The following is a 19,170-nucleotide window of genomic DNA, read 5'->3' on the forward strand; positions in this document are numbered from 1 at the left end:
ACCGTTCCGGTGCTAGTAGCAACGCTAGGGCGAAAACTAGTGCGCATTGTTCGCGATGACATTGACTTTCTCTATGAACCGATGGCTGCAATCTTCCACTGTCGTGATCCAGACACGTCCTAGAAACTCAGTGAAAGAAACCGCAAAAAGGCTATCGAAAGGCATCAATAAATGGGAAGTCGTTTCACCACTCGACATTTCATCGGAAAATGAGCAGGTTTCTCTTTGTGTCAGGAGCAGTTGTTTACTGCTATCAAAGAGCTCGTAGACGATTTCTGCTTTCGCATGGCTCTCGCCAAACACCGTACTCGGGATAGACAATTCTTTGTGTTCAATGTGGTAGGCAATGGCATAGTGTGGAAAATCAGATCTGCCAACGGTAAGGGCGTTGCCATCAGCAACGGAATATTTACTGTTCAACAACTCAGTTCTAGTCACGTTGGCGACGGCCTGATAGAAATTGATTTCGTAGCCTTGAAGCGCTGACTGTTCGATTTCTTCTTTTGTGCTCTTGGTCGGGTCAACAAGTACTTCAACGTTTGCGATGCAGTGCTGTCCGCATGTGCTGCTTTTGTCGGTTTCCGGAAGGTTAACGCCGATAGTGCATGCCGAAAGGGATAAAAGAGAGAGTGCTAATAATAGTGTTCGCATAAGTTTCACATTTTTATTTTCATTAAGATCCGCACTTCATCCCTATGTGCGAACCTTTTACGTTAATGGCTCTAGTTTTCAATAAATACCATCGCAATTGATGACTATTCTCTAGAAGGTATAATTAACACCAGCAAAGAAACCAAACTGGTTTTCGTTCTTGTATTCTAGATTTGCGCCGCTATTTTCGAATTTGGTAGAGTTGCCATTAAGGCGCATATAGTTAACACCAGATTCAAACGCCCAGTTTTCATTAAGCGCGTAGCCAATACTGGTATTCAAACCCACAGCCAAACCGCTAGATTTAATGTTTGTTTTATCGGCAAAGGCAAACATCGATTTTGACTCCATCTCAACTTCTGAGGAATAACGACCAAGACTACCACCAACAACCCAATACATTCTGTCATTGATCGGCAGCATGTAGTCCAACCCTAAACCACCAATACTTTCCTGACGTTTAATATCAACCGCACCTAATTGAACTTGATTAGAGGATAACACTCTTGATTGCGCAGAATCTTCACTGGTCACACGCCAAAAAGCATATGCTCGAAAATTATCATTGAACTTGTAACCGAGCTTTAGATCATTATAAATTGAGTCATCAATTGCCCCACCCAATCCGCCAAGCGTAGAGTCCATCTGGCTATTACCTAAATCCGATATCAGTTCTGAATCTGTATTAATGAAACCAATGTCAAAACCAAGGTACAATGCATCATTGTTAAATGGTGTCGCAGAAAATGAAGAGGTGGAAGTAAAAGCCAAGGCGATTGCTGCGAAGTGAATATTTTTTCTCATTACGAATACTACTCTATTTTGTTTGCATTGAGTTTGAGCCCCGTATAACACAGAAGGCTCTATTATCATTTGTAAGCCTGTATAAGCCACCGCATTGAATTTTCGCACCACGTACAGTGCATGCTGCAATGAGCCAGTTTGATACAGGTCATGAATTCGGCGGCCATTCTCTAAAAAATGGGACGAGCGGTCTAAATGCAAATCAAATGGTTTTCAAATCACTTTAACATGCACCTGATTTTCTCATGGTTATTTTTATAGTAAGTCTATGTTTTTATTGATTTTATATTTTATCTCATTTCAGGGCCAAACATTAGCCTTCCATGATATTCAAATACACAAGGCAATATTCATTCAATATCGTTCATTAGGTAATGCCAAAATGGGTCAACAATTATCGGTGTTAAGCCAGATGTTTCTGGCCTATGTCCTTGAGACACTTCGCACAGTGGACATTTCCAACTTGCTTTGCTTTAATTAGTTATGATTTTATTTTGGAAAAAATAAATGCACGAAAGTTCTCAACTTTATAGTTTCTCTGATGCTGTCTATGATACTGGGAAAAGAACACTCTCCTTTTCGACGGGACACTCGGAATCACTAAGCCCAATTGCGGGAAAAGTTTTTGTCTACCTTTTAGACAATGTAGACATTAGTGTCAGCAAGGAGGAATTATTTTCAGCTTGCTGGGGCAATGCGGTGGTTTCAGATCAGTCATTAACCAATGTCATTTCCACATTAAGAAAATCACTCAAGAAAAGTAATAATAGTGACATTAAGATAAAAACAATAAGCAAAGTTGGATATATCATTAGTTTTGATGGAAACTTGACCATTGGAAATGTAAACAACGAATCAGCAATAGAAAAAAATACACAAATAATAAAGAGAGAGAAATCAAAATCACCTAGTGTGGAACAGGAGACTTCGGAGAGCAATCAATCAAATAAACAAGAAAAATATAGTGAAAATAAGGTAAATAACAATAAAGATGTATTGATAAAAACTCAGCACCCATTAAATGAACCGTTAGAAAATTTTAAAAATATAACATCCGATATTGAGAAAGATAGCCTGCGTGAAAACGATTATGAAAAAAACGCATCGACACGTCGACTATCATCGCCTCTAATGATCGGTTCATGTTTATTAATTCTTATGATGGTCACCATGGCGATTTTTTCTCTCAAGACGAGTGATAAAAAGCCCTACTTCGTCAATAAGTCAGAATACGCATACAGCAATACAGTCGGTAGTATTCACGTATTTTCGAACAAAGAATCAGAAGTCGAAGAAGGAAGCTCATTGCTTAACGGCATTAAAAGTAGCCTGCCCCACACGTGCGAGCTAGACGTTTTTCTCAGGCTTTATCCTTCCATTGATCATCCAAGTCAAAATGCATTGTATGTTTTCATATTGACCCCAAAACACACGGCACTTAACTATGCTGTATCAAAATATCAGAGTGAATCATCATGGATAGCGTTAAAAGCGTTTTTCTCAGAAGCAAATTTACTGTGTCGATCGTCGCTGTCTTGATAATGCTGTTAGCCTACATGGCTTATCACAAGATCAAAGAACATCGCAGCGTGAACCTAGTGTCGACCAGTTGGCATTGTGAAACCATCAAAACAGGTTTCGCCTCTCAAGCGTATTCCGAATATCGTTCTGTGCTTGAAAAGATGACGCTCACCTTCACATCTCGTCATCACTTCTCCATCAGAGAGTTTGTTCAGGTCACAGACATCAAAGGGCAAATCGACAAGTTAGAGAATTTCTATTTTGGCACATATGATCTCGAAGGCGATGAACTTGCAATGAAGTTCGAAACCGTAAAGCAAAATGTCACACACCATGATCCCGTGCTAAACAGTGATTACAAAGAATACGAAGGGATAACGATCAGGTACGCACTCAGCGTAACTGCTCGTAACCTCTTCTTCTATGCCAAGAATCGTTCGGAGATTTTCAACCTCGTCTGCTTTTCACCGTCTTAGCATCGTCAACTTGATTAGGGGGTATTGCCCCCCTAATCAAGTTGGCGCATCGAGAAAACATACCACGCAACCCAATCAACAAAGCTAAACGAGCAAGCCTCATATTCACGTTCATTGTTCGTCGAATTTCTTATGGTGACTGAATCGAACTCAGCCACTAATCAGACACTTTAGGCAGAAAGAAGATGAAATACAGCGGCTTTTCTACTATCATCCTGCCGCCTGAGCGCAAGCGTTTGCTTTCTTTTCTCATTCCTTGCTGACAGGCGCCAATCCGAATTTTTTCTATGGAGGGACGCCTAAAAATGACCACACTAACAATCACACGCCCTGACGACTGGCACGTTCACCTACGCGATGGTGAAGTCCTGACCAATACCGTCCACGACATCAGCCGCTACAATGGTCGCGCGCTCATCATGCCGAACACGGTTCCTCCTGTTACCAACACTGAAATGGCCCTTGCCTACCGTGATCGCATCATGGCAGAAAAGCCATCTGCACAGTTTGAGCCCCTGATGGCGCTTTACCTGACAGATAACACCACGCGTGAAGAAATTCAAAAAGCGAAGCAAGCGGGCGTTGTGGCTGCAAAACTCTACCCTGCTGGCGCAACCACCAACTCAGATTCTGGTGTGACATCTGCGCGCAATATCTATCCGGTATTGGAAGCGATGCAGGAAGTGGGCATGCTTTTGCTTATCCACGGTGAAGTCACCACCCATGACGTAGATATCTTCGACCGCGAAAAAGCATTCCTCGACACCGTTCTGGCACCGATTGTTAACGATTTCCCAGAGCTGAAAATTGTCCTTGAGCACATCACAACCGCTGACGCAGCGACCTTTGTGAAAAACGCCAACGACAACGTAGCGGCAACCATTACTGCGCACCACTTGATGTACAACCGCAACCACATGCTGGTTGGTGGCATTAAACCGCATTTCTACTGCCTACCAATTTTGAAACGCAACACGCACCAAAAAGCATTGGTAGAAGCCGCAACCAGCGGCAACAAAAAATTCTTCTTGGGTACAGACTCGGCCCCTCACGCCAAAGGCGCGAAAGAAGCCGCGTGTGGTTGTGCCGGTTCATACACCGCACACGCCGCGCTTGAGCTTTACGCAGAAGTGTTCGAGCAAGAAGGTAAATTGGATAACCTAGAAGCCTTCGCAAGTTTCAATGGCCCAGATTTCTACGGCCTACCGCGTAACAGCGATACCGTGACCCTCACTAAAGAAGAGTGGGCAGTGCCAGACACCATGCCATTTGGTTCAGACATTGTTGTTCCAATCCGTGGTGGCGAAAGCATCAACTGGAAAGTGAAGTAAACGCGAATAGCGAATAGCGAATAGCGAATAGCGAATAGCGCAAACTTTAAAGGCCTAACCACAATGTGGTTAGGCCTTTTTAATCACCGAACGACCCACTGTATCAGCGCAGTCAAAAGCGAAATTACAACACGCGTAGGCTTTTCACGCGCAAGGTGCTTGTTTCGCCGGTTTTAAAATTCAGCTTTGGCGAAAGGTAGATATCTTTCACGTTGGAGAGATTCAGCGCGATTTTTTGTGTGCTTTCAGGCGCCCAGCTTGGTTGTGCAAAATCGCTGGTATCTAGTTTGATGGTTGTCCACTGATCAGACGCTGGGATCACGGTTTGGTAATGCGCGTATGAACCATCGCCGCTCGATCCAAAATCAGACTGGTTGAACTTAACCGAAACGTCCGCGCCAGAACGGTAAGTGATCTCGACAAAAGACACACCCGTTAGCGCTGTATCCGTCGCGCAAACCAGCTCTACAAATGGCCAGTTCTTACCTTCTTGTTTTTTGAACAAGGTGAACTCGACCTGAATTTCGTCATTTTGAACCAATGGATCAGAAGCTTTAAAGCTCGAACCAAAGCTATCGGTTGCCGCCTTCCAATTCGCCGTGTGAAGTAGATTAACGCCCTTAATGTCGTCTGCCGCCTGAGCGATAGGCATCGCTAAGCTGCTGCAAATAAGCGCACCAAATAAAAAGATCTTAGAAGAAGTGAGTGTCATGTTAGTCAGAAACCTTATGTGAATAATGGTTTCTTCAGTATGGATTGACCAAAATAACCTGTCTGTAAACAATAAGTTAATCTACGAGTCAGGTCATTGGCCAGCGTTTTCGGCAGGTGGATTTGCGAGTGGCAGTGACTTTTGTTTGATGGTTTAGGAAAGTACCAAAGCAACTGCACAGGTAGCGGATTTCAGAGCCAGACTGATAGAGACAGACATTTTAGTATTGATTACTAGAAGATGACTAAAGTGGCTGTCCGTTTTATTTTTATTTCACTGTTTCGCAAAAGCAAATGTGACTATTTCTTTAAGTGTTGCTTCACTCTTTGCTGTTAGCTCAATTTTACCATCGATATAGTCACGGACTCGTTTCCATGAGTTATAAGGTTTGTCAGTTGATTTAGCTTTCTCACCCTCAACCTGATCCCATAAGACATGTTCAAATGTATCATCAACTAAAAAGATACTGTCCGCCTTTGCAACCGAGGCAATTTTTGCATTGGCTTTAAATGGATGAATTGCAGCTTTCTCTTCTAGCTGGTCATCAGTTAAACCTTTACGATCTGTATCGTGTATAACACGGTAATCTATTCTTAAAGCATTCAGAACTTTAATAAGTGCAGTAATTGTCCATTTACCACCGGCTGAAATCACAGTGGTGTCCTTATCAAGGCTGTCCTCAACACCTAGTTTTTCAGACAATTCAGATATCATACTAAATACTGCCACTTCTGTATCACCCTCAACAATCACTACTCGCTTTGCAAACAAGCTTTCACAAACTGTTGGGTGAAAATCTAAAGCAGCTCTAAGTATATCTCTTTCATCATATTCTTCCGTTGATTCAAAAATCGCAGATGAAACTTGATGAACAGAACGTACATTGCCAGTATCTTTCTTAATCAACTTTAAAGATTCAGGCTTTTCAGCAATATTGATTAAAAACGGTGAGTGAGTAGAACAAATTACTTGCCACTTTGTGGATTCTGAACGTTTTTGTAGCGTATTTTTCAGTCTGCGCATTAAATGAGGGTGAATATAAAGTTCTGGCTCTTCATACAAGACAACAACTGTTCGTTGCTCACCTTGCACTGAAGATTCAACTTCGGCATTTGCTTCTAGCATTGCAAATGCTAAAGCCCTTTGAACACCGCTTCCTTGATATTGTAAGCTTGTCTCGATCTCATCATCAATTAAGAACGTAGCTGCTTTCATGAATAGTGGCTCTATATCAATATCACCCACAGCTAGTTTAACCTTGGAATCAAAGTCTAGTATTTGGTTTAGCGTCTTTGATACCTCACCTAATACATCACTTAATCCCTCAATTTCATCACCATTTTCGGCTTTCCCTTTGAGCTTATTTTGCAGTTCAGTGGCTTTTTCAATGTAAGCAGAATAACTTACATCGCCTTTGACTTTAGGAAACAACTTGTTAGTAAATAAGAAAGAGAAAGGGCTATTGTTTGTAGCTTTAAGTTCATCTTCGATCTTAAAACTAGCAGGTACATACATCACATGTGGCACGGCTTGCTGTAATGAATTAGCAAACTTTTTAACATGCCAGGCTTCGACAGAGCTAATCGAATCTGGCAAATTTTCAGTCACATATGCAATTAATTCTTCTTGCTTATCATTAAGATCACCAGCCTTACTAATCCCTAAAGCCTTGAAAATAGGCTTACAGATATCATCTACTTTCGCTTTAGTGAAATTCATTTCCGACCATGGATATTGTGTTTCAACGCAATAAACCGAATATTCGTAAGAATATTCGGTTTGCTCACCATTCCAACATGCAGACATTTTTACTTTTAATCTTTCATCGTGCAGTAATGTTGATATCGCCGACTTGCGTTTTTCCCATTCCTCTAGATCACCAAACTCACAAATAATTTCCATCGTCTCTGCTGATGCCTGCTGAGCAGGCCAATCTTCAAGTTTAGGCTTCTTATTATCTAATACTAAATGAATAGCATTTAGTATTGTGGATTTACCAATATTGTTTGGGCCTACGAGAGTCGTAAAGTTCTCAAGATCTATTTCGGCAAAACCAATACCGCGGAAATTATTAATTACTAGTTTTTTTAGTTTCATTATTATTCCATACTGACGCACTAATTGAAGTGATATAACAGCCTATTCGATCCCAAAACGGCTTGTTCGATCCCACCATCAATACCAACAACAACACGATCGACCTTCATCGTCGCATCAGACGCCCTACCAATTAGCGTCCAATATTTATGCCCAAAATCCTGCATGCAAGATACCACAAAACACAATAAACCATACTAATGATGAGTCACACATCCCACTCAACTGCCTGATTTTTATTCAAATGTGTTTATTGAGTCGCAACAGTTTTCTGATGAGAGTTTTGGCGTTTGCTTGATGTAAACGAGGTGAAAGAAAGGGAACCAAAAAGTGCGCTCTAGGCGCACTCTTTGTTAGTTTTTCGGGGTGTTTAACACTTGCGGGGGAATGGCGTCGCCTTGTTTAACCAGCAACTTGAGTTCGCCGGTTTCATGGTGGGGCAAGGTACGGTGCTTATTTGGCGGTAGGTCATTAAACGCGGTGGCGAGTATTTGCAACGTGTCGCCGTGTGCCACCAGCAATATGACTTCGCCGTGGTATTTGGCATCGAATTCCAATATGGCATTCAATGCGCGGGCCCTGACTTGCGCCGTGCTTTCAACGCCGTTTTCATTGTTGTCTGCCGTGAGCGCATCTTTCGCCCAAACTTGTTCATACGCGGCGGAGGTCTTCCCTTCCCATTCCCCAAAATAACGTTCACGCAAACGAATGTCTTCGGTGGGTGCGGGCAAGTTCAGCGTGTTGGCAACAATGGCGGCGGTTTCTCTTGTTCGCGTGAAATCTGAGGTGAATATTTTGGTGATCGCTGTGCCGCTGTATTGCTCTGCGGCGGTTTTGGCTTGCTGTTCACCCAATGGTGAAAGGCCATATTGCACGCAGCCTATGGCGGGGTCACTGACCACTATGTCAGCCACATTGGCTTGGCTTTGGCCATGTCGTATCACCAAATAGGTATTGTTAAACACTGTCATCGCACTTCCTTTTTTATTCTTTCAATTCGGGGCAACTCTGCTTTTCTGCCTGTGTTCTGGTGTTCTGAAAAGCACTATTGAGAAAATCGCCGCGCTGCATGGCTAAAGGCTAATGCAGCCGCCCTGACTTTGCTATACCCACCTGCTGATGAGTGGTAGGCACGCAAAACCTTCATCTGGCTGAAACCTGATTTTCACATTCGCTTGCTAACAATACGCATCACAAAACACCTAAATGACCAATTGCTCAAAATCACAGCCACATCTTGCAGTAGTGAGCACTTGACCATAAAAGTAATCATAAATGAGCATTTGATCAACAAATGAACAATATTTTCGTTCAAACGCTCAAAGATGTTGGCAAAATGTTAAATAACGGACTAGGTTGATTGGAAAATGGAGAAACAAGCAGTATGACTCTGGATTCCAAGCTCAAATCAAAAACAGAGATTCGCCGCGAGTTGATCATCGAGATGACGCAGGCGAAAGGCAACGTATCGGTAGAGATGCTCACCGAGTTTCTTGGCGTGTCTGCACAAACGGTACGACGTGACATTAACCAGCTCTGCGGTGAAAACCTGTTACGAAGACGACATGGTGGCGTCGAAAGTTTTGAACGCCAACTCAACGCACCCTATCAGCAAAGGGCGTTGACCAAATCGGAAGAAAAACGTGCCATTGCTCGTGCCGTGGCAGACATCATTCCTGATGGTGCAACCATTTTCATTTCTATTGGCTCTACCCCGGCCATTGTTGCCGAAGCACTCACGCAAAAATCCGAACTGACCGTGATGACCAATAACCTGAATGCCGCGATGACGCTGAGTAATGAGCCGTCTAATCGCATCATCATTCCCGGCGGTGAATTAAGAATGCCTGATCGCGACATACTGGGTGATGGGGTGTTGGATTTTTTCAATAGTTACCGCGCTGAATTCGGCATTTTTGGCGTAGCAGGCGTCACGGAAGACGGCGGCATGTTGGATTTTCATGCGTCAGAAGTGCGTGTTCGTGAGGCCATTCGTACCCATTGCAAAACATCCGTGTTGGTGATGGACAGCACGAAACTCACACGGACAGCACCTGCCGTTGGCGGCAGTATTTTCGATGTTGACCAGATCATCATGGATCGGCATCCCGGCGATGATTTCTCTGCGCTCAGTGAGCGTGTTGGAGATCGTCTGAAGTTAGTTGGAGGCGAGGTTTGATGAACGCAGAGTCCTTTGTGGTATTCGACAATATTGGCAAGCGCTGGAACGGTCAGCTTGGTGTCGAAAACATTTCTATACAAATCCCTGAAGGGTCGTTTGTGGCATTACTTGGGCCATCTGGTTGCGGTAAATCCACCACATTGCGTTTACTGGCGGGATTGGAAATTCCCGATGAAGGTGAAATTCATATTGATGGCCTCGACGTGACAGAAATGGCGCCGTCTGCGCGAAACCTGTCGATGGTGTTTCAGTCTTATGCGCTTTTCCCGCACCTCTCTGTGGCGGAAAACGTCATGTTCGGCATGAAGGTGCGAAAAGTCCCGAAGCAAGAACGATTAGAAAAGCTCAACAACGCGCTCGATATTACGGGGCTGCTGGGTTACGAAGACAGAAAGCCCGGCGAGCTATCCGGCGGTCAGCGTCAACGTGTGGCATTGGCTCGCGCCATTGTTGCGCGTCAGCCACTGTGTTTGATGGATGAACCCCTTTCAAACCTTGATGCCAAGCTGCGCCATTCGGTGCGAAAAGACATTAAGAAACTGCAACGCGACCTGGGCATGACGGTGGTGTATGTCACCCATGACCAAACCGAAGCCATGAGCATGGCCGACATCATCATATTGATGAAAGACGGTCACATCATGCAAACCGGTTCGCCGAGAGATCTCTATGGCCAACCTCAGAATACTTTTGCTGCTGAATTTATTGGTGCTCCGCCCATGGCGTTGATCAACGGCGGCACGATTTCTGGCAGCGACCATGCCGACAAAGTGGGTGTGAGAACTGAAAACGTCACGGTGGTGGAAGCCGGTAAAGGCCGACTGACCTGCACCGTGGCAGAAAGCGAATATCTTGGTGAAGAAACCCATGTGTTGTTAGAACACCCTGCCGCCAAAGGGCTTGTGGTGAAAATGCCAGGTTATACGTCGTTAGTTGAAGGGAGCATCGTCGATATTACATTTGAAGATTCGGCACTGCATTACTTCGATGACAAGGGAAACCGAATGTCTTAGCAAAGCCTGCTGAGCAATTATTCTCTCGCCGCTAATCCATGGGGTTTGCAGGCAATCAGGGAATCGAACTTGAGATAAATGTTCAACTAAACCAATGGTGAAACTATGAAGTTCTCTACGTTATTCAGTTGTGCCTTTGCGGGTACATTTGCTTTAGCCACCACATCTGCGGCAGCCGTCACAGAGCTAAACATGTACTACCCCATTGCCGTGGGCGGCTCGTTGACCAAAGTGGTCGACAAGTTGGTGGATGATTTTGAAACCCAAAATCCGGATATCAAGGTCAATGCCATTTACTCAGGCAACTACGACGACACCCGCGTTCGTGCCTTGTCTGCACTCAATTCTGGCGAACCGGCGCAGCTTGCGGTGATGTTCTCTATTGATGTGTATGACTTGATTGATCAAGAACTCATTTCTCCGTTTGATGAAGTGATGAACAGCGAAACCGACAAAGCATGGCTGGAAGATTTCTATCCTGCCTTGATGGAAAACGGTCAAGCTGAAGGTCAAACGTGGGGCATTCCGTTCCAGCGTTCAACCATTGTGGCTTACTACAACAAAGACATGTTTAGAGCCGCTGGCCTTGACCCAGAGAAGCCACCGACAACGTGGGCTGAACTGGTGGAAGTGGGCAAAAAGCTCACCAATGATGACACTTACGGCATCATGATCCCCTCTACCGGTTACCCCTACTGGATGTTCCAAGCATTGGCGATTCAGAACGGCAAAAAGCTGATGTCTGATGACGGCTTAACCACTTACTTTGATGATAAAGACGTGGTGGATACGTTGAAATTCTGGCAATCCCTGTCTCAAGAGCACGGCGTCATGCCATCTGGTACGGTTGAATGGGGCACGCTACGTCAGGCATTCCTTGAAGGCAAAACAGCCATGATGTGGCATTCAACAGGTAACCTCACCGCAGTGAAAAATGCCGCTAAATTTGATTTCGGTGTGGCGATGCTACCAGGCAATGTCCGCCTTGGTTCACCAACGGGTGGCGGTAACTTCTACCTTTTCAAAGACACCACTGACGAAGAAAAAGCTGCGTCACTCAAACTCATCAAGTTTATGACTGCACCTGAGCAAGCGGCGCAATGGTCAATCGCAACGGGTTATATGGGCGTATCCAAAGGCGCATATAAAACGGAAGCTCTGAAAAATTACGTCGTGGAATTCCCACCTGCGCTGGTTGCGAGTAACCAACTTGAACATGCTGTGGCCGAGTTCTCGACCTATGAAACTGCACGTGTTCGTGAAGGGTTGAACAACGCGATTCAATCTGCATTAACGGGTAATAAAACGCCGGAAGAGGCACTGGGTGAAGCGCAGCAATCTGCAAAACGCCTGCTTCGAAACTATCAATAGGCTTTAAGTGCTATCTATAGGCTCTAAGTACTATCAATAGGCTGCAAGTAAAGGCCAGTCGTTAGAAGTCAGTCAGTACAAATAGGTACAGCCAGTAAGTAAAACGTCAGTTGGCGAACACCTATTCGTAAACCAGTAAGAAAGATATCAATAATCTAACCTGCATACGCCCCACCGCTGTCGTGGCGGGGTTTATGTCTCATACCGAGCAGTATTATGAATCATTACGCGGAAATGGAACGTCGCAGACAACACCTCTACGGGTGGTTTCTCCTCACGCCTGCGGCCATTCTATTGACACTGTTTGCGTTTTATCCGTCGATGGCGACCTTTTGGGAAAGCTTATTTTCCAAAGGGACACGACGCAGACCGTCCGAATTTGTTGCCATGGAGAACTATACGGATCTGTTTAACGATCCCACGTTCTGGATTGTGGTAAAGAACAACCTCTTTTATGCCGCCATGACGATTCCGATCTCGATTGCTATCGCGCTGGCTATGGCGCTGTGGGCAAACTCGAAAATATCGGGTAAAGGCTTTGTGCGAACGGCATATTTCACTCCGACCGTGCTGCCGATGATCGCTGCTGCGAATCTCTGGCTGTTTTTCTACACGCCTGACCTTGGGGTGTTAGATCAAATCGGGGCATTCTTTGGCTTTGAATCCGTCAACTGGCTAGGTCGACCTGAAACCGCGCTGTGGGCGGTGATCATCGTGACTATCTGGAAAGAAGCGGGCTTCTTCATGATTTTCTATCTTGCCGCGTTGCAGACCATTCCGGCGGACTATAAAGAAGCCGCCGACATTGAAGGCACAGGCCGATGGACTTACACGCGCCGCATTGTGTTACCCCTTTTGATGCCAACCACGTTGTTCATCACGGTGAATGCGATGATCAACTCAGTCAAACTGATTGACCATCTGTTTATTCTGACCAAAGGCGGGCCCTCTGATTCGTCCAAACTGATCCTTTATTACATCTGGGAAATGGCGTTCGCCTTCTTCGATGCGCCACATGCCGCCGCCATGACGGTATTGGTGTTGCTAGTGCTGGGCATTGCTGCCGCTGTACAGTTCTTGTACCTCGATAAAAGGACGCATTACCAATGAGTTCCGTATCCTCAATGAAAAGCGTATCTCCGATGAAAATCGTCGAAAAATACCTCGATTCCTTTGGTGCATTGCTGCTTGCTGTTATCTGGATTTCACCGTTGCTATTTGCATTTTGGGCTGCGTTTCACACCACCTCTGATGCGGTAAACTTCAATCTATTGTCTGCATGGACATTGGATAACTTCAGGGTGGCTTGGGATGGCGCACCGTGGATTAAATACTTCATCAATACCTTCTTTCTGGTCACCATCGTACTGATCGGCCAGTTTGTGATCACCACGTTGGCAGGTTTTGCTTTCGCGCAGGTCAAATTCCCGGGTAAAGATTTCGTGTTTATTCTGGTGCTGCTTCAGCTGTTTATTTTGCCTGAAGTGCTGATCGTCGAAAACTACGCGGTCACATCAAAACTGGGGTTGTTCGATACCATTTTGGGTGTGGGTATGCCCTACATGGCGAGTGCTTTCGGGATATTCCTGATGCGCCAGTCGTTCAAATCCGTGCCCTATGAATTGCACGAAGCGGCGAGTGTTGAAGGGTGTTCACTGTTTGGCATCTTAATGAAGGTGTATGTGCCGTTAGCGAAGCCAACCTATTTGGCTTATGCACTGGTGTCGGTTTCAACGCATTGGAATAACTTCCTGTGGCCGTTAATCGTGACCAATTCCGACGATACACGCCCATTAACCGTAGGTTTGTCGATTTTCGGCGCACCAGAGAACGGGGTCGATATTTCGGTGATCTCCGCCGCGACCATGATGTCGGTTGCGCCACTGCTGATCGCGTTTTTGATTTTCCAACGTCAGTTCGTACAAGCGTTCTTGCGTGCGGGCATTAAATAGTCGAATTGCTAAATAGAGGCTTTATTGTGACTCGGATTATTCAAATCACAGATATTCACCTGACTGTGCCGCCTCACAAGGTGTCCGGTCAGTTGAATACTTACGCACTGTTTGAACAGGCGATAGATAAGATTGAACAAGATCTTCCTTTGTTCGGTGACGTTGACGCCATAATCGCAACAGGAGACATCACGGATTACGGCGATGTGGAAAGCTATGAGCTGTTTAAGACACAGATTGAGCGCCTCAACTTGCCCTACTTGGTGATACCGGGTAATCATGACAGCCGCGAATCCATGAATGCGAGCTTTCCGCAATTGGCGGGATTCGCCCCTCACGATGAAATCAATTGGGTGCAGGAATTTTCAGATTTCGATGTGATTGGGCTGGATACTGTCATTCCGCAACAAGGTGGTGGCGCGTTGTCGCCATCCACCTTGCAGTTTTTGGAACGCGCACTAGCGGCAAACCAAAACAAACCGGCGTTGATTGCCTTGCATCATCCGCCGTTTGCATCTGGCATTCGGTTTATGGACAGCATTGGTTTAAAAGGCGCTGACGACATGGCCGATTTGTTGAACCAGACCTCACGAGAAGTCCGGGTGATTTGCGGTCATTTGCATAACAGCATTGTGTGCAGCATGGGCAACGCGACCGTGTTGTCCTCCCCCGCTGTCGCCAGTAGTTTCATGACAGACCACCGACCGGACGCCCCAGTGGGTTTCACACAAAAACCCGGCGGTTACATGCTTCATGAATGGCAAAACGGCTTTCGCAGCAGCTACCTTTCTTTGTCGCCAAATGGAGAGCTTTATCCGTTTTAAGGCAGGAAAAGACAATTCGACAACATGAACATGAACCAAAAACGACGCTGTTCGCGTCGTTTCTTCTTCCTGTCAATTTTCGATAACCAAGAAGCAAAAAGCCTCTCAATTCTCACAAAATGCTCTCAATGCCCCGCTAAATCTCTCAATATCTGAACATTTCCACATTGATGCAATGTTGTGGCCTGCCGTCTGTTCTGTTTCTACTCAATACACAAAAAATGATAGGACGTGTTCCGTGATGAGACTCTGTGTGCTCCCCGTGTCTGGGCTTGCCCTGTTGGCGCTATCCATCAATGTGGCCGCCAATGGCAAGTATGACGACTATGGGTTTGTAGGTGGCAGTGCCACTGTCGGAGAATCGGTATTTTCTAACGATGGAGCAAAAGGCGGCGTAGAACCCAATATTTTCTACAACGGCGAATATGGGTTTATAGATGGCAGCTTGTTGAATTATTCCGTGTTGCCTTGGGTGGGCATTTCAGGCCAGTGGCGATTCGCAGAAGTCTCCAATGATTTTGATGACATTCCAAATGGTATCCATGATCGCGACGGCAACGGGGAGTTAGGCCTCACCATTGGCACTGTCGGCGCTAGGCTGACGTATTTACATGATGTCACCAATGAGCACAACGGCTACGAAGTGCAACTGCATTTGGGGCGAGCGTTTGATACCCCTTTTGAACCATTCACTCTCTCTCCGTATGTCGAAGTGGATTACCGTGATGCTAAGTTGTCCAATCATCTTTATAGCGTGTCAACAAACGAAAGCCGTGTCTCTGGTCTTGATGCTTTCGACTCAGGCAGCACTTGGGTTTATAAATCAGGCTTGATAGGAATATACGATTTTTCTGACGAATTCATTGGTTTAACCAAGTTAGAGCTTGAACATCACGACAACGCCAGTCCATTGGTGCAGCAAGATCTTGGCTGGCAATTTAGCATTGGGGCGGCGTATACGTTTTAGTAAATGGCTTTTTCTATGACAACTCTCTTTTATGAACCCTGCTATGTTATGTAAATGTAGCTAAAGCACGTTTTTGGCAATCGGTATGTGAAAAAATCCTCATTCTGAGGCTAATTTTAGAGGTCTAAGTCATGGAAGAAAAAAGCGTAGCGAAATCCATTCAAATTATCGGCGTGCCAGTAGATTTAGGCGCTTCGCGCAGAGGCACTGATGGCGGGGTTTCGGCCGTTCGTATTGCCGGACTCGGAGAAAAACTCAACAAAATGGGATATACCATTTCACAAGAGCTTGATATCGCCGTCCCATCCCAAGAATCTCGACCTGTCGATACTGGCGGCAATATGCGCTTTAGAAGCGAAATTCTGCAGGTGTGCCGCGATTTAGCCGTCGCGACGAGAGCTGCGCTCGAAAAGGGTGACATGCCTTTGGTGGTCGGCGGTGACCATTCCATTGCGATGGGCTCCATCTCGGGCATTTCTGACTTCTATCAAACACAGAATCAGAATATTGGGCTTGTATGGTTTGATGCCCACGCAGACATGAATATTCCGGGCATTTCGCCTTCTGGCAATGTTCACGGTATGCCGCTGTCTCACCTTCTTGGTTATGGTGACAAAGATTTCACCAGCATCCTGAGTGCAAATCCCAAGATAAAGCCTGAAAACGTTGCATTGGTTGGCGTGAGAGACATTGATGCAAAAGAAAGGGAGCTCATCAAGGAGTCTGGCGTTAAGGTTTATAGCATGCGCGATATCGACGAGTTGGGCATGAGCAAAGTCAGTGACGAAATCATCGAAATTGTCACCAAAGACACGGTGGGTTTCCACGTTAGCTTCGATGTTGATGGCTGCGACCCTGAGTTCATCCCCGGCTCTGGGACGCTTGTCCCGGGTGGTGTCACTTACCGCGAAGCGCATCTGCTGTTGGAGAAATTGGCCGAGACAAATCTCATCACTTCGGTTGATCTGGTCGAATTGAATCCGTTCTTGGATCAGAAAAACGTGTCTGCTGAACGCGCTGTGTCTTTGATGCTAAGTGCTTTTGGGCGAAGCGTGCTTTGATTTAAGACCAAACACAACCCACGAAGCATGAACGGCACTAACAACAAAAAGCCCCTGTCTCTCGACGGGGGCTTTTTTAGCGGTTTGAATTCAGCGTTGTGCTGTTACGTTTTCAACACGAACTTCAAACGAGAGGTTGCTTGATATTAAAGATCGTTACCGTTTGCTTGAACGATTTCAGCGTCTGTCCATACCGTAATTTTTGAGTTTGCGTAAGTAAACACATAAGCACGCAGCTCAGTAACCTGCTGGAAGCTTAGCGACATGAAGGTAATCATATCATTGGCAATGGCTACAGACGCTGAAGCGTTTGCGTCATATTGCCAAATACCGGCTTCGACATTCATTGTATCGTTACCGTCACCAAGGTACGCCACAAAGCCATTCCAAGCGCCAGGGTCAGTATTTGTCACTGTCTGCATATTGTCTGACTGTGAGAAAATCGCATTCGCATTAACAGTGACTGTTTGGTTGCCTGTTTCAGCCACAATCGCTTCAACTTGCGAAATGGCTTTGCTTCCCGGTACGTCACCGCTGGCGTAATAGCTGCTGCCTGTAAGGTCGATATTCGCATCACCATTCACAGTCAGTTTGTCAAAACCACGGTCGCCGACATAAGCAGTGCCATTTTTGGTTAAGAACGCTTCGTTCGAGAAATCTTCCTGATCGAATACCATGGTATCGTTGCCTTCGCTACCGATATACAGGTCCAAGCCAGCGCCGCCATCAAGAATAACGTCGTCGTCATAACCCGCTTGAAGCACATCATTGCCTTCGTCGCCAAACAACGAATCATTACCACCCGCGCCAAACAGTTTGTCGTCACCCGCTCCGCCATGAAGTACGTCGTCTCCATTGCTACCATTGATGATATCGTTACCCGCACCACCATAAAGGGTGTCGTTGCCATTGAAGCCTGTGATGACATCGTTTCCTGAGCAACCATGAAGTACATCGTCACCAGACGTTCCTTTGATTACCTGATCGCTGGCTTTCGTTGCTGCTAAAACACGCATTGAACGAGGAGCAGAAAAATCAAGATTCTGACCGTTGTATGCTTTCACATTTTCCAACGCTAAGTTAGGTGTGTGACAGCTAAATACGGCTATACGGTTGTAAGACAGGTTGTCCCAATCTCCAAGCATCACTGCCGTGCCTTCTGAAGGCTCAACATAGACTTCATGAGATTTAATCCACGATGGCAGCGAATAGCCAGAGCGTTGACCAACTGGTAAACAATATCTATCGCCCGTTTCAAGACTCACGATACAACCTAGCGATTTATCGCTTGCTACAACGCGCATTGAACGAGGAGCGGAAAAATCAAGATTCTGACCATTGAATGCTTTCACATTGGTCATTTTTGCGTTGTCGACAGTGCCTTGGAAAACAGCTAAACGGTTGTAAGATAAGTTATCCCAATCTGACAGCATGACTGCACTGCCTTCTGACGCCTGTACGTAAACTTCGTGGGATTTGATCCAAGATGGAAGAGAATAGCCAGAACGCTCGCCAACAGGCATGCAGTATTTATCACCCGATTCTAGGCTGATAATACAACCCAACGGTTTATCGCTTGATACTACGCGCATTGAACGAGGAGCAGAGAAATCAAGATACTGACCGTTATACGCTTTTACATTCGATAACTTTCTGTTGTCTACCGTGCCTTCGAAAACCGCCAAGCGGTTGTAAGACAAGTTATCCCAATCCGACAGTATGACCGCACTGCCTTCTTCCGCCTGAACATAGACTTCATGCGATTTGATCCATGAAGGCAGTGAATAGCCAGAGCGTTCGCCAACCGGTAAACAGTATTTATCACCCGTTTGGAGGCTAACAATACATCCTTGCGGTTTGTCCTCGCTGATGGCACCGCTTGCCGCTGCAGCGTGGCCACTCATTGTGGTCATTAGGAACAAGCCTACTATTGATGTAAATATACCTACTGCATTCCTCATAACTCTCAGTCCTTCCTTTGTTCAAATAAAATGGGGAAACCTTTTGAAACAAGAGGTAACGCTACAACATGTAGAGGTGCTGAAGTATGGGTTAGATCTTCACACACGGTACATTGACGCGTTTCTGCATAAGATTGATCACCTTGCAGCACGGGTCGAATTCAAGCGTTTGCCTTCTTCACATTAATGCTTTCTGCTTGGCTTTATCACAATTGCATGTGATTCATAATCGAGACATTATGTGTAC

At 45.5% G+C, this 19,170-nt stretch carries 17 protein-coding genes; 11 read left to right on the top strand and 6 right to left on the bottom strand.

Features of this window, described 5'->3' with window-relative positions; genetic code table 11:
* Positions 1-36: 36 nt before the first annotated feature.
* Together ACED36_RS02195 and ACED36_RS02200 are read right to left on the bottom strand one after the other, a co-directional pair.
* Positions 37-651 carry a hypothetical protein gene (locus ACED36_RS02195; RefSeq protein ID WP_371732691.1) on the bottom strand — a complete coding sequence of 205 codons (615 nt, stop codon included), beginning with the start codon at positions 649-651 and terminating at the stop codon, positions 37-39.
* 111 nt (positions 652-762) lie between these two features.
* Entirely contained in the window at positions 763-1,455 is a 693-nt protein-coding gene (locus tag ACED36_RS02200; RefSeq protein WP_371732692.1) for a hypothetical protein, read from the bottom strand.
* A 507-nt stretch (positions 1,456-1,962) separates the two neighbouring features.
* Here ACED36_RS02200 and ACED36_RS02205 point away from each other — a divergent pair.
* The 3 genes from ACED36_RS02205 to pyrC all read left to right on the top strand — a co-directional run bounded on the left by ACED36_RS02205 (position 1,963) and on the right by pyrC (position 4,783).
* The gene (locus ACED36_RS02205) at positions 1,963-2,994 is read left to right on the top strand and encodes a transcriptional regulator (protein WP_371732693.1); all 1,032 of its coding nucleotides are present in this window, start codon (positions 1,963-1,965) and stop codon (positions 2,992-2,994) included.
* Positions 2,973-3,452, top strand: a complete 480-nt coding sequence (locus ACED36_RS02210; RefSeq protein ID WP_371732694.1) for a hypothetical protein — start codon at positions 2,973-2,975, stop codon at positions 3,450-3,452. The genes ACED36_RS02205 and ACED36_RS02210 overlap by 22 nt, the downstream gene beginning before the upstream one ends.
* A 305-nt stretch (positions 3,453-3,757) precedes the next feature.
* Entirely contained in the window at positions 3,758-4,783 is a 1,026-nt protein-coding gene (gene pyrC, locus ACED36_RS02215) for a dihydroorotase (protein WP_371732695.1), read from the top strand.
* A 124-nt stretch (positions 4,784-4,907) separates the two neighbouring features.
* Here pyrC and ACED36_RS02220 read toward each other — a convergent pair whose 3' ends face one another.
* The 3 genes from ACED36_RS02220 to ACED36_RS02230 form a co-directional block, all read right to left on the bottom strand.
* A complete protein-coding gene (locus ACED36_RS02220) occupies positions 4,908-5,495 on the bottom strand; it encodes a hypothetical protein (RefSeq protein WP_371732696.1) in 588 nt (195 codons plus the stop codon).
* 273 nt (positions 5,496-5,768) lie between these two features.
* Positions 5,769-7,592, bottom strand: coding sequence for an ATP-dependent endonuclease (locus ACED36_RS02225; RefSeq protein ID WP_017005611.1), 1,824 nt, complete (start codon positions 7,590-7,592; stop codon positions 5,769-5,771).
* 353 nt (positions 7,593-7,945) lie between these two features.
* Positions 7,946-8,563 (bottom strand): histidine phosphatase family protein, encoded by a 618-nt coding sequence (locus ACED36_RS02230; protein WP_017005609.1) that lies wholly within the window; start codon positions 8,561-8,563, stop codon positions 7,946-7,948.
* 413 nt (positions 8,564-8,976) lie between these two features.
* Here ACED36_RS02230 and ACED36_RS02235 point away from each other — a divergent pair, with 413 nt between their 5' ends.
* The 8 genes from ACED36_RS02235 to rocF all read left to right on the top strand — a co-directional run bounded on the left by ACED36_RS02235 (position 8,977) and on the right by rocF (position 16,962).
* On the top strand, positions 8,977-9,771 hold the full coding sequence (locus tag ACED36_RS02235; protein WP_016961452.1) for a DeoR/GlpR family DNA-binding transcription regulator: 795 nt from the start codon (positions 8,977-8,979) through the stop codon (positions 9,769-9,771).
* Positions 9,771-10,787 carry an ABC transporter ATP-binding protein gene (locus tag ACED36_RS02240; RefSeq protein ID WP_371732697.1) on the top strand — a complete coding sequence of 339 codons (1,017 nt, stop codon included), beginning with the start codon at positions 9,771-9,773 and terminating at the stop codon, positions 10,785-10,787. Before ACED36_RS02235 ends, ACED36_RS02240 begins: the two co-directional genes overlap by 1 nt.
* A 105-nt stretch (positions 10,788-10,892) precedes the next feature.
* Positions 10,893-12,158: an ABC transporter substrate-binding protein gene (locus ACED36_RS02245; protein WP_016961456.1), complete on the top strand. Its 1,266-nt coding sequence runs from the start codon at positions 10,893-10,895 to the stop codon at positions 12,156-12,158.
* A 216-nt stretch (positions 12,159-12,374) separates the two neighbouring features.
* Positions 12,375-13,268, top strand: coding sequence for a carbohydrate ABC transporter permease (locus ACED36_RS02250; protein ID WP_016961457.1), 894 nt, complete (start codon positions 12,375-12,377; stop codon positions 13,266-13,268).
* Complete coding sequence (locus ACED36_RS02255; RefSeq protein ID WP_017006222.1) at positions 13,265-14,110, top strand: carbohydrate ABC transporter permease; 846 nt, start codon at positions 13,265-13,267, stop codon at positions 14,108-14,110. The genes ACED36_RS02250 and ACED36_RS02255 overlap by 4 nt, the downstream gene beginning before the upstream one ends.
* A gap of 26 nt (positions 14,111-14,136) precedes the next feature.
* A complete protein-coding gene (locus ACED36_RS02260) occupies positions 14,137-14,934 on the top strand; it encodes a phosphodiesterase (RefSeq protein ID WP_371732698.1) in 798 nt (265 codons plus the stop codon).
* Positions 14,935-15,175: 241 nt separating this feature from the next.
* A complete protein-coding gene (locus ACED36_RS02265; protein ID WP_371732758.1) occupies positions 15,176-15,901 on the top strand; it encodes a MipA/OmpV family protein in 726 nt (241 codons plus the stop codon).
* 131 nt (positions 15,902-16,032) lie between these two features.
* On the top strand, positions 16,033-16,962 hold the full coding sequence (rocF, locus tag ACED36_RS02270; RefSeq protein WP_371732699.1) for an arginase: 930 nt from the start codon (positions 16,033-16,035) through the stop codon (positions 16,960-16,962).
* Between the two features lie 146 nt (positions 16,963-17,108).
* Here rocF and ACED36_RS02275 read toward each other — a convergent pair whose 3' ends face one another.
* Positions 17,109-18,875, bottom strand: coding sequence for a calcium-binding protein (locus tag ACED36_RS02275; protein ID WP_371732700.1), 1,767 nt, complete (start codon positions 18,873-18,875; stop codon positions 17,109-17,111).
* Positions 18,876-19,170 lie beyond the last annotated feature (295 nt).

Origin of the sequence: Enterovibrio sp. FF113 (assembly GCF_041439165.1) — a bacterium.
Classification (GTDB): domain Bacteria; phylum Pseudomonadota; class Gammaproteobacteria; order Enterobacterales; family Vibrionaceae; genus Enterovibrio; species Enterovibrio norvegicus_A.

Excerpts from the sequence above, each read along its gene's own strand:
- ACED36_RS02230 (WP_017005609.1), bottom strand. The coding sequence starts at position 8,563 with ATGACAGTGTTTAACAATACCTATTTGGTGATACGACATGGCCAAAGC.
- ACED36_RS02265 (WP_371732758.1), top strand. The coding sequence starts at position 15,176 with ATGAGACTCTGTGTGCTCCCCGTGTCTGGGCTTGCCCTGTTGGCGCTA.
- ACED36_RS02275 (WP_371732700.1), bottom strand. The coding sequence starts at position 18,875 with ATGACCACAATGAGTGGCCACGCTGCAGCGGCAAGCGGTGCCATCAGC.
- ACED36_RS02200 (WP_371732692.1), bottom strand. The coding sequence starts at position 1,455 with ATGAGAAAAAATATTCACTTCGCAGCAATCGCCTTGGCTTTTACTTCC.
- ACED36_RS02255 (WP_017006222.1), top strand. The coding sequence starts at position 13,265 with ATGAGTTCCGTATCCTCAATGAAAAGCGTATCTCCGATGAAAATCGTC.
- ACED36_RS02245 (WP_016961456.1), top strand. The coding sequence starts at position 10,893 with ATGAAGTTCTCTACGTTATTCAGTTGTGCCTTTGCGGGTACATTTGCT.
- ACED36_RS02225 (WP_017005611.1), bottom strand. The coding sequence starts at position 7,592 with ATGAAACTAAAAAAACTAGTAATTAATAATTTCCGCGGTATTGGTTTT.
- ACED36_RS02220 (WP_371732696.1), bottom strand. The coding sequence starts at position 5,495 with ATGACACTCACTTCTTCTAAGATCTTTTTATTTGGTGCGCTTATTTGC.
- ACED36_RS02205 (WP_371732693.1), top strand. The coding sequence starts at position 1,963 with ATGCACGAAAGTTCTCAACTTTATAGTTTCTCTGATGCTGTCTATGAT.
- ACED36_RS02195 (WP_371732691.1), bottom strand. The coding sequence starts at position 651 with ATGCGAACACTATTATTAGCACTCTCTCTTTTATCCCTTTCGGCATGC.
- pyrC (WP_371732695.1), top strand. The coding sequence starts at position 3,758 with ATGACCACACTAACAATCACACGCCCTGACGACTGGCACGTTCACCTA.
- ACED36_RS02250 (WP_016961457.1), top strand. The coding sequence starts at position 12,375 with ATGAATCATTACGCGGAAATGGAACGTCGCAGACAACACCTCTACGGG.
- ACED36_RS02240 (WP_371732697.1), top strand. The coding sequence starts at position 9,771 with ATGAACGCAGAGTCCTTTGTGGTATTCGACAATATTGGCAAGCGCTGG.
- ACED36_RS02235 (WP_016961452.1), top strand. The coding sequence starts at position 8,977 with ATGACTCTGGATTCCAAGCTCAAATCAAAAACAGAGATTCGCCGCGAG.
- rocF (WP_371732699.1), top strand. The coding sequence starts at position 16,033 with ATGGAAGAAAAAAGCGTAGCGAAATCCATTCAAATTATCGGCGTGCCA.